The organism is Bradyrhizobium sp. NC92 (assembly GCF_025200865.1).
GTDB lineage: Bacteria > Pseudomonadota > Alphaproteobacteria > Rhizobiales > Xanthobacteraceae > Bradyrhizobium.
Genome location: NZ_CP104171.1, coordinates 2612499 through 2628496, shown reverse-complemented (window position 1 = coordinate 2628496; position 15998 = coordinate 2612499). Strand labels below are relative to the sequence as shown.

Genomic DNA, 15998 nt, shown 5'->3' with positions numbered 1-15998 from the left:
GACGGACTCCTATTCCAGTTGCATGCGGGTGCCCTTGGCGCCGTTGAGCAGGCGCTTGAGGTGAAACCCGGCCAAGGGATCGTCGGCGTGCATGCCGACCAGCGCGGCAAAGGCCGGCATGGCGGCGGCATCGCCGGCCTCCATCTTGGCAAAGGCTTCGGCATATTGCGCCGTCGCCGGCGCTTCGAATTTCGCCTGCAGCAGCGGTTCGAAGGCGCGCAGCGGCTCGCTGCGTCCGCGCAGCATCAGGTCGCCCACGGGACGGCTACGAAAATTTTCGGCCCCCTTTGCCACGCTGGCACTGACGCAAATGCGCGTTCCCAGATGCTTGTTCGCTGTCTCCAGCCGGGCCGCCGTATTGACGGTGTCGCCATAGGCCGTGTAATCGAAGAAGCGGTTGCCGCCGAAATTGCCGACCAGCGCCGGGCCGGCATGGGCACCGATGCGGGTGGCTCCGAAATTCACACCTCTTGCTTTCCAGCTCGCCGAGAAGTCCTCTGCCCAGGCGTCGAGAGCATGGGCACAGGCGACCGCACGCGTTGCATAGTCCGGCTGGTCGCCGGGGGCGTTGAAGAGCACCTGGATCGCATCGCCGATGATCTTGGCGACCGTCCCCTCATGGGCAAACACGATCTCGGTCATGCCGCCGACATATTCGTTGAGGAGCTCGCCCAGCGTCTGCGGAGGGGCGGTCTCGACCAGCGAGGTGAAGCCGGTGATATCGGTGAAGAGGGTGGCGACATCGCGCCACTGCACCTCCATGCCGTCGCCATCGACGTCGCCGGCCAGCCGCCTTGCGATCTCCGGCGAGAAGAAGCGCGACAGCGAGGCATGGGCGCGCTCGGCTTCCATCTGGCGCCGCCGCACCTCGCGCAGCATCTCCACATGGCGGATGGTCTTCTCGATCGTAGCTTCGAGGTCGGCGAAGTCGATCGGCTTGGTCAGGAAGTCGAACGCACCGCGGTTCATGGCGGTGCGGATGTTGCTCATGTCGCCGTAGGCCGAAACGATGATGGTCGACTTCTTCTCCTCGGCCTCCTGGAGCTTCGCCAGCAGCGACAGACCGTCCATCCGCGGCATGTTGATGTCGGAGACCACCATGTCGACATGCGGATTCTGCTCCAGCGATTCCAGCGCCTCCAGGCCGTCGCGCGCGAAGATGAGCGCGAGCTGCCCATCGCGGATCTGCCTGCGGAATTTCTGCAGGATCAGCGCCTCGAGGTCCGGCTCGTCGTCGACGAAGAGGATGGTCGCAGTCATGCGGCTTGCTCGAGCCTCGTATCGATCTCCTGCCGCAGCAGCGCAAAGTCGATCGGCTTGGTGAGGAGCCCGACGGCGCCCCGCTCGATCGCCTTGCGGCGCGTCTCGGCATCGCCATAGGCCGTGATCATGATGACGGGAACGTCCGGATGCGCGGCACGCACTTTCGGCAGCATGTCGAGCCCGCTCATGCCGGGCATGTTGATGTCGGACAGGATCAGGATCAGCGAGGGATCACGAACTTCGGCAGCGCGCTCGAGCGCCTCGGGGGCCGAGAGCGCAAACTCCATCTGGAAGCGGCCGGCGCGCAGGTCGCGCCGGAACTGCTGCCGAAACAATGCCTCGACGTCGGGCTCGTCATCGACGACCAGGATGTAAACGTTCAAGACTTTCCTCCGGAAGTGTCGGCCGCTGCCATCGTCCGCGGCAGCGTGATGATGAATTCGGTGAATACACCTTGTGTGGTGTTCACGTCGATCGTGCCGCCGTGTTGTTTCACCACGATGTCGTGGCTCATTGAAAGGCCTAGGCCCGTGCCTTCGCCGGCCGGCTTGGTGGTGAAGAAAGGATTGAACATCTTCTCCTTCACCTCAGGCGGAATCCCCATGCCGTTGTCGCGGATCCGGATCTCGACCCTGTCGCCGAGATTCTTCGTTGCCGCGCGCAAGGTGGGCTCGAACGCCTCGCCGTCGCTCTCCTTGCGCTTGTTCGCGGCATAGAAGCCGTTCGAGATCAGGTTGAGAAAGACGCGCGTGATCTCCTGGGGATAGATATCGATCATGCCGGCAGCCGGGTCGAAATCGCGCTGGAGCGTAACGTTGAAGGCAGGCCTTTCGGCGCGCGCGCCGTGATAGGCGAGATTGAGACTCTCCTCCACCACCGCATTGATGTCGACGGCGCGATGTTCGCCGGAACCCTGACGCGAATGCAGCAGCATGTTCCTGACGATGGAATCGGCGCGCTTGCCGTGCTGCACCACCTTCTCCAGATTGGCCCTGAGCATCCCGGTCAGCTCGTCAATCTCCTGCTTCGTCTTGCCGTCGAGCGCGGCGGATTGCAGGGTCTCGTTGAGCTCGTCGATCAGCTCGGTCGAGACCGCGGAGAAATTATTGACGAAATTAAGCGGGTTCTTGATCTCATGGGCAATGCCGGCGGTGAGCTGGCCGAGCGAGGCGAGCTTCTCGGTCTGAATCAGACGGTCCTGAGCGGCGCGCAGGTCCTCGAGTGAGCGCGACAGCTCATCCGTGCGGTCCCTCAATTCGTTGAGCAGGCGCGCATTTTCCATCGCGATCACAGCCTGCGCCGCAAAATTCGTCACCAACTCGATTTGCTTGCTGGAGAAGGCAAGAGGCCGCTGACGGTAGATCAGAAGCGCGCCGATCAGGTCGCCGTCCTTGAGCATGGGAACACCAACCAGTGTCCGCGCCCCGGCGCGTAGCGCCAGTATTGGTCCGTCATATCCTTGAGGTGTTTGGAAGAAGTCCGGCTCCGTCCTCGTATCGACAACATGCACGGTTTCCCTGGTCCGAACGATGCGGCCGATGACGGTGTTCGGAGCGGGCCGTGTCGGCTTCTGGTAGATCTCGTCCTTCAGCTCGGCCGGAACACCGTGCATCGCGATGGCGCGGAACGTGTCTCCCTCCCGCAGATAAAGAGACCCGAACTCAGCCTGGCAGATGCGAGTGGCGTTCTCCAACATGATGCGAAATACCGGCCCCAATTGTCCGGGGGAAATGGAGATAACCTGGAGCACCTCGGAAGTTGCGGTCTGCTGTTGCAGCGATTCGCTCAATTCCGCCGTGCGCTGCTCGACCTTCCTTTCCAAGTCGGCATAGGATTCCTGCAGGCGCGCGCCCATCTCGTTGAACTGATCGGCGAGGCCTTCGAGCTCGTCGCCGGACTTGATCGAGATGCGTTGGGAGAAGTCGCCGCCGCCGATCCGCTCGGCGCCGCTGCGCAGCGCCTGGATCGGCCCGACCATGCGGCGCGCCAGGAAAACCCCGGCGAGCACCGCAAAAATCGAGGCCGCGAGCAGCACGATGGCGAGCCGCTGCAACGAGGCGTAGAGCGAAGCATAGGCCTCCTCGACCGGAAGCTCCACGAACATGGTCCAGCCCAGCGGCGGGATCGGGGCTGAGGCTGTCAGGACCGTCTGTCCCTGGATGTTGTTCGCCTCTTGCAACGAGTCCGGCATGGTGCCGCCACCAGCTCGGGCACCCCTCACCTGGGCGAGGCCGGACATGTCGGTGTTGCGCAGCACGAGACTGATGTCGGGATGCGCGATCAGGCGGCCCTCCGGGCCGACCACGTAGGCATGGCCGTGCTCGCCGACCTTGATCTGGGACACGACGTCCCAGATCAGCTTGAGGTTGACCTCGGCGATGCTGACGCCGGCATCCTTGCGCGCGCCCGCCAGCGCTAGCGTCATGTAAGGCTCTGACTCCCGGCGGAAATAGACCGGTCCGTAATAGACCTTGCGCGCGACCGCCTCGGTGAACTTCGGGTCGCTCGACAGGTCGATTCCGCTATCGAGCGCGTCCATCGCCAGCCGCGAGACCCGCAGCCGCTCCTTGCCGGTCGAATCCACCTGGGCCAGCTCGGTGATCGCAGGCACTTGGCGCAACAGGCGCAGCGCGTCGAACCGGCGCTGCTCGATCGAACCGCTCGACCAGGGCAGCTGCGTGGTCCAGCCGAGCTGACTCTCGATCTCCTTGACGAACTGGCCGATCTTGGCCGCGGCCGCCTCCGCCTGCTCGTGCTGGACCCGGATCAGCGAGGCCTTGTGCTCGCGATAATAGAAGTAGACCTCGAACAAGCCATTGGCGAGCAGCGCGATGGCGACGACGGCCACGAACAGCGCGACGTATTTGGCAAAGAGCCGGGTCCGGATTCCGCGGCCCGCCGTGTCACCGGAGCCGGCCTCGCCTCGGGCCGCGCTCGGCAGTGTCCCGGCTTGGCGGGTGTCGGGGTGAAGGGACAGGCTCATCCCGCGGAACCTAGCAAGAAGCCCGGACCTTGTCTCTCGCAAGCGCGGGAAAAGGGCTCACCCGGGGCGCAACGAAAAGGGCGGCAGCGGATGACCGCTGCCGCCCCTCGGGACTTGCCTTGCCAGCGGCCTCAGGTCGGCCGCAGCACCTTTGCATCGAGGTCGAGCTCGTTGACCTGCTTGTTCCGCTCGGAATCGGCCGCCGCGCGATGGTCGGTCGCCAGCACCACATAGACCGCCGGCAGCACGAACAGCGTGAACAGCGTGCCGATCGACATGCCGGCGACGACCACGAGGCCGATCGAGAAGCGGCTGGCCGCGCCCGCGCCCGTCGCGGTCAGCAGCGGGATCAGGCCGGTCACCATCGCCGCCGTGGTCATCAGGATCGGCCGCAGGCGGATGCGGGCCGACATCTCGATGGCCGAGCGGCGGTCGAGCCGCTCGTTGACCTGGAGCTCGTTGGCGAACTCCACCATCAGGATGCCGTGCTTGGTGATCAGTCCGACCAGGGTGAGCAGACCGACCTGGGTGTAGATGTTCATGGTCGCCGCGCCGAAGAACAGCGGGATCAGAGCACCGACGATCGCCATCGGCACCGAGATCATGATGACCAGCGGGTCGCGCAAGCTCTCGAACTGCGCTGCCAGCACCAGGAAGATGATGATCAGCGCGAAGCAGAAAGTGATCGCGAGCTGATTGCCCTCCTGAACATATTGCCTGCTATCGGCAAGATAATCGTGGCTGAAGCCCTGCGGCAGCTTCTTGGCCTCGCCTTCGAGGAAGTCGACCGCAGCGCCGATGGTCACGCCGGGCATCGGCACGGCCGAGAACGTCGCCGAATTGAGCTGATTGTAGTGCGTCAGCGAATTCGGGTCGGTCTTGGTCCTGATCGAGACCACGGTCGACAGCGGAAGCTGCTGGCCGGTGTTCGTGGTCACGTAATAGCCGCCGAGGGCTTCCGGCGAGAGCCGATTGACGCGCGGCACCTGCGGAATGACCTGATATGAGCGACCCTCGAGATTGAAGCGGTTGATGTAGTTGCCGCCCAGCAGGACCGCGAGCGTAGAGCCGAGGTTCTGCATGTTGACGCCGAGGTCCTGCGCCTTGGTGCGGTCGATCGTGACCTCAACGTTCGGCTGGTTATAGGCCAGGTCGCTGTCGGAGACGATGAACATGCCGCTCTTGCGCGCGGCGTCCTTCAGCTTTTCCATCTGCTCATAGACCGCCTGGAATCCAGCGGTGGAGTTGATCACCATCTGCACCGGCAGGCCGCCAGGTCCGCCCGGCAGCGGCGGCAGGTTGAATGCGAATGCCTGCACGCCCTCGATCTTGGAGAGTTCGGCCTGCACCAGCGGCTTCAACTTGATTGACGAGCGTTTTCGCTCGTCCCAGGGTTTGAGCAACATGCCGGCGATGCCGCCTTGCGGGCCGTTGATGCCGTTCAGGACGAAGCGCAGATCGGTCTCCGGAAATTTTTCGAATTCCTTGTCGAGCTTGTCGCCGTAGAAATCGAGATAATCGATGTTGGCGTATTTCGGCGCCTTGGTCACCGCGAAGACGATGCCCTGATCCTCCTCCGGAGCCAGCTCCTTCGAGGTGTGCATGTAGAGGAAGCCGACGAGCCCGAGGATCGTGATCGCGAACAGGCCAGTGATGGCCTTGTAGTCCAGCGAGCGGTCGAGCTTCCGCCCATACCAGCGCGTCATCGCGCCGAACACGTTGTTGACGAGCTTGGCGAAGCGGCCCTCTTCGGTGTTCTTCAGCAGCACCGAGCACATCATGGGCGACAACGTCAGCGCGATCACGCCCGACACGATCACCGAGCCCGCCAGCGTGAAGGCGAATTCGCGGAACAGCGAACCGGTGAGGCCGCCAAGGAAACCGATCGGCGCGTAGACCGCCGCGAGCGTGATCGTCATCGAGATGACGGGGCCCACGATCTCGCGCGCGCCTTGCAGCGAGGCTTGGACCGGCGTCTTGCCCTCCTCCAGGTGGCGGTGGATGTTCTCCACTACCACGATGGCGTCGTCGACGACGAGGCCGATCGCCAGCACCATTGCGAGCAGGGTCAGGAGATTGAAGCTGAACCCCAGCGCCAGCATCAAGGTGCAGACGCCGATCATCGACAGAGGGATGGTGACGACGGGAATGATGACCGAACGCAGCGAGGCCAGGAACAGGAAGATCACCACGATCACGATGATCACGGCTTCGCCCAGCGTCTTCTCCACCTCCTCGATCGAGGACTGAATGAACTTGGTCGAGTCGTAGGCGACCTTCATCTTCATCGACGGCGGCAGGTTGCGTTCGAGCTCGGGGAACAGCGCGCGCACGCCCTTCACGAGAGTCAGCGGGTTGCCCTGCGGCGTCGCCTGAACGCCGATGAAGATCGCGTGCTCTCCGTTGAAGGCGACGCTGGCGTTCGTGCTCTGGGCGGCAAGCTCGACGGTGGCGATGTCCTCCATCCGCACGAAGCCGCCGTCCTTCGCCTTGACGATCATTCTCTTGAATTGATCGACGTTGGTCAGGTCCGTGTTCGTCGAGATATTCGAGACGATCAGATAGCCCTTGGTCTGGCCCGCCGCGGATTGGAAGTTGTTGGCGGCGATCGCCGTCGCAACGTCGGAAGCCGACACATTGCGGCCGGCCATCTTCACAGGATCGAGCCAGAGCCGCATGGCGAAGGTCTGGCCGCCGAGAATGTCAGCCGACGCGACGCCGTCGACGGTGGAAAGCACCGGCTGCACCACGCGCGTGAGGTAGTCCGATATCGCCGAACCCGACAGTTCCTCGGACGAGAAGCCGAGATACATCACGGCCGTGGTCTGGCCCGTGGTCTTGGTGACGATCGGGTCGTTGGATTCCTTCGGGATCAGGTACTTCACCGAATTGGTCTTCGCCAGCACCTCGGTGAGCGCCTGGTTCGGATCGAAATTCAGCTTGATGTAGACCTGGATCGTAGAGGTGCCGAGCACCGAGGACGAGGTGATGTAGTCGACGCCCTCGGCGGAGGCGACCGCCTGCTCGATCGGCGTCGTGATGAAGCCCTGGATCAGATCTGCGGACGCGCCGGGATAGACGGTCGTGATGTTGATGACCGTGTTCGACAGCTTCGGATATTGCCGGATCGGCAGCACCATCGCCGCGCGCAGGCCGATCAGCAGGATCAGCAGGCTGACGACAACCGACAGAACCGGTCGTTTGATGAAAATATCGGTAAAGGCCATCGCGGGCGATCTCGATTTCTTTTTTCAAGATGCGTGATCCGGCCGGGCCGGATCACGCGAGGATGTTGTCAGTAGCGCGGCGGCTGCGCCGGGATCGGGGGGGCCGGATCAGTCGAGATCGACACCGGCGCGCCCGATTGCAGCTTGAGCTGGCCGACGGCGACGACCTTGTCGCCTGCCTTCAGGCCCTTGACGATTTCGGTCCGACCCTCGACCCGGTTGCCGGTCTGCACGAAGGTGCGCACCGCCGACAGGCTGGTCTTGCCGTCCTCTTCCTTCTTTTCGGTGATCACGAACACCGAGTCGCCGTACAGCGTGTAATCGACCGCCGTTTCAGGCACCGTGATCACGGCCGGCTTTTCCGGCAAAACCACCGTCGTGGTCACGAACATGCCGGGCTTCAGGATCTTCTCCGGATTGGCGATCGTCGCCTGCACCCGGATGTTGCGGGTATCTGTGGCGATCTGCGGCTCGATCGTGGTGATCTTGCCCTGGAAGGTGCGGCCGGGATAGGCGTCGACCTTCAGGCGGACGGTCTGGCCGACCTTGAGGCTGCCGGAATCCTTTTCCGTCACCGTGAAGTTGGCCCACAGCTCCGACAGATCGGTCAGCGACACGATCGCGGTGCCGGCGGTGAGATACTGACCGACCTCGACCTTACGCATACCGAGATCGCCGGCGAACGGCGCGCGCACCAGCTTCTGCGAGATCAACGCTTCGGTCTTGGCGATGCCCGCCTGCGCCTGGTCGTAAGCAGCCTGCGCGGTATCGACGGTCGCCTGCGGACCGAACTGGCGCGAGGCCAGCTGCTTGGCGCGATCAAGCGACAGCTGCGCGACGGTCGCCTGCGCCTTGTAATTGGCGAGATCGCCCTGCTCCGGCGCGTCGAACAGCTGCACCAGCGGCGTGCCGGCCTCGACACGCGTGCCCGGCTCGAACTTGATCTCCGTGACGCGCCCGTTGACGTCGGCGCTGACGTCGACCTGGTGCACGGCGACGAGGCTGCCGACCGCGGTGAGCAGGTTCGGCACCACCTCGGACTTCGCCTCGGCCGCGCTGACCGGGGTCGGCGGCGGCTTGTTGTTGGCGAAGAACTGCTTGATCATCTGGCCGCGGAAGGAATTGAACCAGACGAGCCCACCGACGAGCACGGCCAGAAGCGTGCCGACGATGATGAACCAGCGTACCGGCCGGACCGGACGCTTGGGAGCCTTGTTGTCGATCGGTTGCCCCGAAATCTTGTTTTCGGCCACGATGTTCATGTCATGCACTTTCTGCAATCGCCGCCTGGTTCGCATCCGCGGCCTGATTGCGGCCCAGATGCGAAGCAATTGCGGCGTCGTTAAGTCCGATACCCCTCAGGAGAAACTCACAGAGCTGCCGCTCCAGGTCGGTCGCCCTGCCGTAAGCAAGACAGGGCGTGGCCGGCAGCCTGGTCAGCGCCGCGGTCATCACAGCATGATGCGCAAACCAGAACAGGTTGAGCGGATCGCCAGCGCAGGGCCGCGCGTCACCGCTCGCAACCGCACGCTCGAGCGAGGCGACGAAGACAGCGCCGATCAGCGTCTCGATCTTGGCATAGAGCAAGCGGGCGAATTCGCCATCATCCAAATGGCTCGTGGCCATCAGCCGCAGGCGCTGGGCCTCTTCCTGATCGGGACCGTCGGCGATCTGGAGGAAGTGTTCGACCATCCCGCGGATCACTTCGACCAGCGTGGCGGTCGAGGGCTCCCGTTCGAGCAGTTCCATCAGAGCGGGATCGGCCTCGCATTCGTCGCTGAGGATCTCGGCATAGAGCGCCGCCTTGGACGGGAAATGCTTGAACAGCAGCGCCTCGGAAATCGCAGCCGCGGCCGCCACGCTCTTCGTCGTGGTGCCGGTATAGCCGTGTCGGGCAAAGCAGCGCTTTGCGGCGCCGAGGATCAATTGACGCCTCAGGTCGCTGGTCATACGCAATGAGCTCATGCTGGGTGAGTAAGCACTCACCCACGCAGGAGTCAAGCACTATGTTGCATCGCAACCTGCGTGCGACGTAGAATCGATGGAAATTGATCAAGCCTGCACGGCCCGCGTGCAGGAGTTCGGCAAGGGAGGGCAGACCGCCTAGATCGGCCGGAAGCCGAGGTCAGCGCGGATCCGGTTGACGATGTAGGTCCCGTCCCGGGTCGGCAGAATCCGCTCCAGATTGGCGCTGTCGATCTTCACGTTGGCAAATCGCGGCCCGGCAGAGACGTCGTGGACGGCTTTGGCGAAGGCTTCGACTTCGGTCATGGTCGTGACAGCCCGGCTGTCGTTAATGCCGCAAGCCCTGGCGATGCCGACGAGGTCGGCGGCCGCGGAGGTGTGGCTGGTCTGGCCGCCGGTCTCGCCATAGGCCTCGTTGTCGAGCACTGCGATCGAGAGGTTGGCCGGCTTCTGCAGGCCGATTGTGGCGAGGCTGCCCATTCCCATCAGCATCTCGCCGTCGCCGGTGATGACCAGCACGGGCAGCTTCGGCTGCGCCAGCGCCAGACCCAGCCCGATCATCGCGGCGCCGCCCATGCCGCCCCAGAGGTAAAAGTTGCGGGCATGGTCGCCGGCGGCGCACATGTCGTTGGTTGAGGCCCCGAGACCGCCGATCGCGACGACGTCCTTGCGGTTCGCCAGCAGCGTGGAGACGACCTGGCGACGGTCGAGGAGATTGGCCTTGCTCATTTGGTGAAGACCTTGGCGCCGATCAGGCGCTGCGACAGAAGGACGGCAGTAGGGGTCAACGCGTTGTAGGCCTGGGCTGCGGCGGCTTCCAGCACCGCCGGCACCTCGGCTGCGTGCGAGGCGCGCAGCACCTTGACGCCGGAGAGCTCGAACACGCCTTGCGTGGTCGCGCCCATCGGCACCTGCCATGGATTGAACTCGCCCCACTCGCCGCGCATGGTCACGAGCGTCAGGAACGGGAAGCGCAGGATCGGGATCAGCGACAGCATGTTGATGCAATTGCCGACGCCGCTCGACTGCATCAGCAAGACGCCGCGCTGTCCACCCGCCCAGGCGCCGGCGAGCAGCGCCACGCCCTCCTCCTCCGTCGTCAGCGCAATGCCGCGCATGGTGGAGGAGTCCAGCACGCGCTGGATCAGCCTGGAATGACCGGCGTCAGGCACGTAAGGCACCTGCCGGACGTCGAAGCGCTGCAAGGTCGCGAAAATATCGTCGGGCCAGTTCGGCACCGTGTCGGCAGCGTCAGCGCGTGCGTGCATTTTCCTGTCCGGTCGGCTAGCAAGGTGCAAAGACTGTAGACGCATGCACGCGTCGACCAGAACAACAAAAACGGCATATCGGCTTTAACCGGCGAGTATAACGGGATGAACGCAGATGCGAAGACGCTGGCGGCAAGCTTCGACCTCGAGAAGCTGACGCCGGAGTTCTACGACAACCCCTACCCGACCTATCGTGCACTGCGGGAGAACGAGCCGGTCAAGCGCCTGCGCAGCGGCACCGTGTTCCTGACCCGCTACGACGATCTCGTCACCACCTACAAGAACACGAAATCGTTCAGCTCGGACAAGAAGCGCGAGTTCGCACCGAAATACGGCGACACGCCGCTCTACGAGCACCACACCAACAGCCTCGTCTTCAACGACCCGCCCGCCCACACCCGCGTGCGCCGCCTGATCATGGGCGCACTGTCGCCGCGCGCGATCGCGAGCATGGAGGGGGACCTCATCAAGCTCGTCGACGGCCTGCTCGATGCGATTGCCGCCAAGGGCGCTTGCGAACTGATCGAGGACTTTGCCGCTTCGATTCCGATCGAGGTGATCGGCAATCTGCTCGACGTGCCTCACGAGGAGCGCGGACCACTGCGCGACTGGTCGCTGGCGATCCTGGGCGCGCTCGAACCGGTGGTGTCGACGGAGGCTGCGACGCGCGGCAACAAGGCGGTGTCGGACTTCCTCGCTTACCTGCAGACGCTGGTCGCGCGCCGGCGCGCCAAGCCCGGCAATCCCGAGCGCGACGTACTGACGCGGCTCATCCAGGGCGAGGAGAACGGCGAGCGGCTGACCGAGAAGGAGCTGCTGCACAATTGCATCTTCCTGCTCAATGCCGGCCACGAGACCACCACCAACCTGATCGGCAACGGGCTCGTGGCGCTGGACCGACATCCCGACCAGAAGCAGCGGCTGATCGAGAACCCGGACATGAAGACCGCGGTCGAGGAGATGCTGCGCTACGAGAGCTCCAACCAGCTCGGCAATCGCATGACCACCGAGAGGGTCGAGCTCGGTGGCGTTATGCTCGAGGCCGGCACGTCGGTGACGCTGTGCATCGGCGCGGCGAACCGCGACCCCGCGCAGTTTCCCGACCCCGAGCGTTTCGACATCGCGCGCACGCCGAACCGGCACCTCGCCTTCGCCACCGGCGCGCATCAATGCGCCGGCATGGCGCTGGCGCGGCTCGAAGGGGCGATTGCGATCTCGCGCTTCCTGGCGCGCTTCCCGAACTATGCCGTGAGCGGCCAGCCGGTGCGCGGCGGACGGGTGCGGTTCCGCGGCTTCCTGAGCGTGCCTTGCGCGCTTCGCTGACGGGCTCGACAACAAAAACTGCGAAAACAACCCCATGCACCGTAGAGCCTGGGTCGCCGAACGGCGCCCTGTGGCCCGGCAGAACCACCTGACATTTCGGGACTATCAGGCCACGCCGCGCCATCGGCGCACCAAGGCTTCCGAGCTGGCAAACCGATACCCACATTCATTTGGGCGCGACCGGCGATGCCGTCGGTTGACGTCCGCGCAGCAATGGAGTGACGGCAGATGAGCGCGTCGGTCATTGATTTCGTTGCGACGGAAGCACGCTTTGGCGCCCACAATTACGAGCCGATCGGGGTCGTCCTTGCGCGCGGCGAAGGTGTCTGGGTCTGGGATACCGAAGGCAACCGGTACCTCGATTGCCTGTCCGCCTATTCGGCGGTCAGCCAGGGCCACTGCCACCCCAAGATCCTGGCCGCGATGGTCGAACAGGCGCACAGGCTGACGCTCACCTCGCGCGCCTTCCACAACGACCAGCTCGCCTTGTTCTATGAGGAGGTCGCGGCGCTCACCGGCTCCCACAAGGTGCTGCCGATGAACAGCGGCGCGGAGGCCGTCGAAAGCGCGATCAAGTCGGTCCGCAAATGGGGCTACGAGGTGAAGGGCGTGCCGGACGGCCAGGCCGAGATCATCGTCTGCGCCAACAATTTCCACGGACGCACGCTGGGCATCGTCGGCTTTTCGACCGATCCCGAGACACGCGCCCATTTCGGGCCGTTCGCGCCGGGCTTCAAGATCATCCCGTTCGGCGACGCCGCAGCGCTGCGGGACGCAATCACGCCGAACACCGTCGCCTTTCTGGTCGAGCCGATCCAGGGCGAAGCCGGTGTCATCATTCCCCCGCCCGGCTATTTCACTGAGGTCCGGGAGCTCTGCACCGCCAACAACGTGATGCTGGTGCTCGACGAGATCCAGACCGGGCTCGGCCGCACCGGCAAGCTGCTCGCCGAACAGCACGAGGGTATAGAAGCAGACGTGACGCTGCTCGGCAAAGCCCTGTCCGGCGGCTTCTATCCGGTCTCGGCCGTGCTCTCGAACAACGAAGTGCTCGGGACATTGAGGCCCGGGCAGCACGGCTCGACCTTCGGAGGCAACCCACTTGCCTGCGCGGTGGCACGCGCGGCGATGCGCGTGCTGGTCGAGGAAGGCATGATCGAGAACGCGGCCCTGCAGGGCGCGCGCTTTCTGGAAGGCCTGAAAGCCATCCGCGCCAATACGATCCGCGAGGTGCGCGGGCGCGGCTTGATGCTGGCGGTCGAGCTGCATCCCGAGGCCGGCCGCGCTCGCCGCTACTGCGAGACGCTCCAGGGCAAGGGCATCCTCGCCAAGGATACCCATGAGCAAACGATCCGCATTGCTCCGCCACTGGTGATCACCAGCGACCAGGTCGACTGGGCGCTTGAGCGGCTCGCGACCACCCTGACGCAGGATTTCTCCTGAATTTCAAGAAGGTGTGGCGGGTCGGCGAGGTATCCACGCTTGCCTCACACGGCATAACGCCGGTAGAGCACGACGATGACAGCGAGCACCGTCCCGGCATAAACGACCTGCGCTGCGCGATCCAAAACAACTGCGACGCGCTTTCGGCCGGCGTCCCGAAGTTTTTCATGCCTGTAGCCCGCAAATACCGTCATGAGACATAGTACAAAGAAGATGTAGAACATCTCTTCGACCACCACCGTGTATCCGACATCGCCGATCTGACTGTTCACCGCTACGAGCAGCACCGCGCTCGCCAGGATCGAGGTTACTGGGATCGTCACGCGTTCACGAAACATGGTTTCGGGAAAGAACAGCGTCGTGAATACGACGAGCACGAGCAGAAACAGCGGCAGCAGGTTCTTCAGCATGTAGATGGCGGAGCTGCGGCGCAGCATGATGACCGCATCGAAGCCCGCAAATTCCGTACTTGCTTCGGCGCCAAACAAGGACGCCTTTCCGAGCGTCGAGCCACTGGACAGGGATTCGACGAAATAGTTCAGTCCGAGAAATCGCCAGAGCTGAAGTCCGGAATAGGCCCCGTCCTCGGCCCGCGAGCTTCCGTCGTCGGCGAGGCGCAAGCCGAACCGATCGATGACATAGGTGATGAGTTCCCGCCGCTGTTCCGTATTCTGGAAATGCAGACGCAACTGCTGCGTGTCGAACGGATAATCATGGAGATCGAAACGGGCCTTGAAATCGCCGCTGACGCGATAGAGCCGATAGCTCAGGCCATCTTCCTTTCCAGCCTGCATCGGCCGAGCCGGATCGAACGCCCCACGATCCAGCAAGGCCGGGAATTCGACGTGCGTCTCCGCCGCATCGTCGCCAGCGAACCGCATCCAGAGATAGAAGTCGACGTTGAACGAATTTTGCTTCACGTCAATCCGGCCGACGCGAATGATGTCGATGCCGGTATAAACAACGCGCTGAATCCAGTAGCGCCGATCCTCGAACGCGATGACATGGCCCGCCTCCTGTTCTGCAGCGAGATCGATTCCACTAGGCTGATCGATCCGCACGAGTTGCAGCGGCGCCGTGACGAACCGACCGTAGCGGAAGAAGCCCATTCGGATCGGGCGCGGAATGTCGCGGTTCGGATTGAAATAGAGTCGCCCGGTCAGCCCGACGACCGCCGATTTCGGACTGTCGATTGCGGCCAGTGCGACGCGCACGCGGTCGCGATCTGCAGCCTTGCTGTCGGATTGTTTCTGAATCCCCTGACTCATAAACCGGCGATGTACGGCAGCTCGTCTCAGCGCATCGATCATCAGACGCGCGGCGTCATACGAGCCGCCGCCAACCCAGCTTGGGGAGGTTCCCGCTTTCGCTTTGTAGTCGGCAGCAAAAACCTGCGCCGCCTCGCCGGCGCTATCGAAAATCAGCGACGATGCGGCATACAGATTCTCACTAAAGAAACCCGGACGCGCTTTTTCCTCGGGCTCGTCGACGAAATTCTTCAAATAGCTTTCGCGACCCGCCCCCTGGGTTGTGATGATCGTGCCCTTGATGCCGCGGCGGCGCAGCCCCTTGACGATGGCTGCGATATAATCGGCTGCCGCGCCAACGACGATGATGCCAGGGCCAGGTTCCTGCGCGGCGGCGTCCAGCGCCTCGTCCATCGATCCAATCCGACTCGGGGCGACGTCCAGTCCGAATGCACGCAACTGCTCCGACGGATAGGTAGCCGCAAATCCGCGCGCAAAGCTCTTGCCATAGGAATCGAGCGTGTGAACAAGGCGGACTTTTGGCTCCTTCATCACGGCGCGCAGATGTTCCGCGATCGAGCGCGCCTGCGCGGAGACCGGTGACAGCGCACGAAAGTAGTATTCATGACCGGATGTCAGCTCGTCGGCAGCCGCGCCTCCCGTGAGTGCCGGGATCCGCGCGTCCTTATATACCGGCGCCGCCGCGAGCGATGCGGAGCTGAGATAGTGCCCGAGCACAGCGACGCATGGGCTGTTGGCGATCGCCTGCGCATTCGCGCGCGCCACGGCTGGATCGCTTGCGTCGTCGAACAGAACGAGTTCAATCGGCCGCCCGTTGACGCCACCCTTGCCGTTCACCTCGTCGATTGCAAGCTGCGTCGCGACCAGGCTTTCCGTCCCGGCCGGAGCGGACGGGCCAGAGAGCGAATTGGCGAATGCGATACGAATAGGCTCCGGACGGGTCCAGAGGATGGCGGCCCAGGCGACGGCGAGCACCAAGGCGACGCTCGCAACAACGGCAAGCCACATTATAAGCCGCTGCTTCATCGTCGATCCTTGCATCGATCGGCATAAGCCGAGATTCTCAAGATCGAGGCCTCAGTCATGTCAAGATTGCCGCCGCTGAGAGCGTTTTTCAAGCCGCCCCATCGCCTCCCAGCCGGCTGAGGATGTTGATGTCGCGCCCGACGGCGGTGAAGTCGAGGCGATTGCCAGAGCCAATATTGCGGTATGCGGCATCGCCATAGTGCAGAGCAGTATCGATGGAAATATGTTGCTG

11 protein-coding genes are annotated in these 15998 nt (G+C 63.6%); 2 read left to right on the top strand and 9 right to left on the bottom strand.

Annotated elements, in window-relative coordinates; translation table 11 throughout:
- Positions 1-9: 9 nt before the first annotated feature.
- From N2602_RS12290 to N2602_RS12255, 8 genes are all read right to left on the bottom strand, one after another.
- The gene (locus tag N2602_RS12290) at positions 10-1260 is read right to left on the bottom strand and encodes an adenylate/guanylate cyclase domain-containing protein (RefSeq protein WP_260382782.1); all 1251 of its coding nucleotides are present in this window, start codon (positions 1258-1260) and stop codon (positions 10-12) included.
- Complete coding sequence (locus N2602_RS12285; protein WP_025034870.1) at positions 1257-1646, bottom strand: response regulator; 390 nt, start codon at positions 1644-1646, stop codon at positions 1257-1259. The genes N2602_RS12290 and N2602_RS12285 overlap by 4 nt, the downstream gene beginning before the upstream one ends.
- Positions 1643-4246 carry an ATP-binding protein gene (locus N2602_RS12280; protein WP_260382781.1) on the bottom strand — a complete coding sequence of 868 codons (2604 nt, stop codon included), beginning with the start codon at positions 4244-4246 and terminating at the stop codon, positions 1643-1645. The genes N2602_RS12285 and N2602_RS12280 overlap by 4 nt, the downstream gene beginning before the upstream one ends.
- 131 nt (positions 4247-4377) lie before the next feature.
- A complete protein-coding gene (locus tag N2602_RS12275; protein ID WP_172784006.1) occupies positions 4378-7473 on the bottom strand; it encodes a MexW/MexI family multidrug efflux RND transporter permease subunit in 3096 nt (1031 codons plus the stop codon).
- 68 nt (positions 7474-7541) lie between these two features.
- The gene (locus tag N2602_RS12270) at positions 7542-8735 is read right to left on the bottom strand and encodes an efflux RND transporter periplasmic adaptor subunit (protein WP_260382780.1); all 1194 of its coding nucleotides are present in this window, start codon (positions 8733-8735) and stop codon (positions 7542-7544) included.
- Between the two features lies 1 nt (position 8736).
- Positions 8737-9438: a TetR/AcrR family transcriptional regulator gene (locus N2602_RS12265; protein ID WP_172784004.1), complete on the bottom strand. Its 702-nt coding sequence runs from the start codon at positions 9436-9438 to the stop codon at positions 8737-8739.
- Positions 9439-9576: 138 nt separating this feature from the next.
- On the bottom strand, positions 9577-10167 hold the full coding sequence (locus N2602_RS12260; RefSeq protein ID WP_260382779.1) for a thiamine pyrophosphate-dependent enzyme: 591 nt from the start codon (positions 10165-10167) through the stop codon (positions 9577-9579).
- Positions 10164-10706, bottom strand: coding sequence for a phosphonopyruvate decarboxylase (locus N2602_RS12255; protein WP_260382778.1), 543 nt, complete (start codon positions 10704-10706; stop codon positions 10164-10166). The genes N2602_RS12260 and N2602_RS12255 overlap by 4 nt, the downstream gene beginning before the upstream one ends.
- A gap of 105 nt (positions 10707-10811) precedes the next feature.
- Here N2602_RS12255 and N2602_RS12250 point away from each other — a divergent pair, with 105 nt between their 5' ends.
- Both N2602_RS12250 and rocD read left to right on the top strand, forming a co-directional pair.
- Positions 10812-12029 (top strand): cytochrome P450, encoded by a 1218-nt coding sequence (locus N2602_RS12250; protein WP_260382777.1) that lies wholly within the window; start codon positions 10812-10814, stop codon positions 12027-12029.
- A gap of 228 nt (positions 12030-12257) precedes the next feature.
- Positions 12258-13472: an ornithine--oxo-acid transaminase gene (gene rocD / locus N2602_RS12245; RefSeq protein ID WP_172784000.1), complete on the top strand. Its 1215-nt coding sequence runs from the start codon at positions 12258-12260 to the stop codon at positions 13470-13472.
- A gap of 44 nt (positions 13473-13516) precedes the next feature.
- On the opposite strand, the gene N2602_RS12240 is transcribed toward rocD, so the two are convergent.
- The gene (locus N2602_RS12240) at positions 13517-15766 is read right to left on the bottom strand and encodes an ABC transporter substrate-binding protein (protein WP_260382776.1); all 2250 of its coding nucleotides are present in this window, start codon (positions 15764-15766) and stop codon (positions 13517-13519) included.
- Positions 15767-15998 lie beyond the last annotated feature (232 nt).

Coding starts and splice junctions, on each gene's coding strand:
- N2602_RS12255 (WP_260382778.1), bottom strand. CDS start 10,706: ATGCACGCACGCGCTGACGCTGCCGACACGGTGCCGAACTGGCCCGAC.
- N2602_RS12290 (WP_260382782.1), bottom strand. CDS start 1,260: ATGACTGCGACCATCCTCTTCGTCGACGACGAGCCGGACCTCGAGGCG.
- N2602_RS12250 (WP_260382777.1), top strand. CDS start 10,812: ATGAACGCAGATGCGAAGACGCTGGCGGCAAGCTTCGACCTCGAGAAG.
- N2602_RS12260 (WP_260382779.1), bottom strand. CDS start 10,167: ATGAGCAAGGCCAATCTCCTCGACCGTCGCCAGGTCGTCTCCACGCTG.
- N2602_RS12275 (WP_172784006.1), bottom strand. CDS start 7,473: ATGGCCTTTACCGATATTTTCATCAAACGACCGGTTCTGTCGGTTGTC.
- N2602_RS12270 (WP_260382780.1), bottom strand. CDS start 8,735: ATGAACATCGTGGCCGAAAACAAGATTTCGGGGCAACCGATCGACAAC.
- N2602_RS12280 (WP_260382781.1), bottom strand. CDS start 4,246: ATGAGCCTGTCCCTTCACCCCGACACCCGCCAAGCCGGGACACTGCCG.
- N2602_RS12265 (WP_172784004.1), bottom strand. CDS start 9,438: ATGAGCTCATTGCGTATGACCAGCGACCTGAGGCGTCAATTGATCCTC.
- rocD (WP_172784000.1), top strand. CDS start 12,258: ATGAGCGCGTCGGTCATTGATTTCGTTGCGACGGAAGCACGCTTTGGC.
- N2602_RS12240 (WP_260382776.1), bottom strand. CDS start 15,766: ATGAAGCAGCGGCTTATAATGTGGCTTGCCGTTGTTGCGAGCGTCGCC.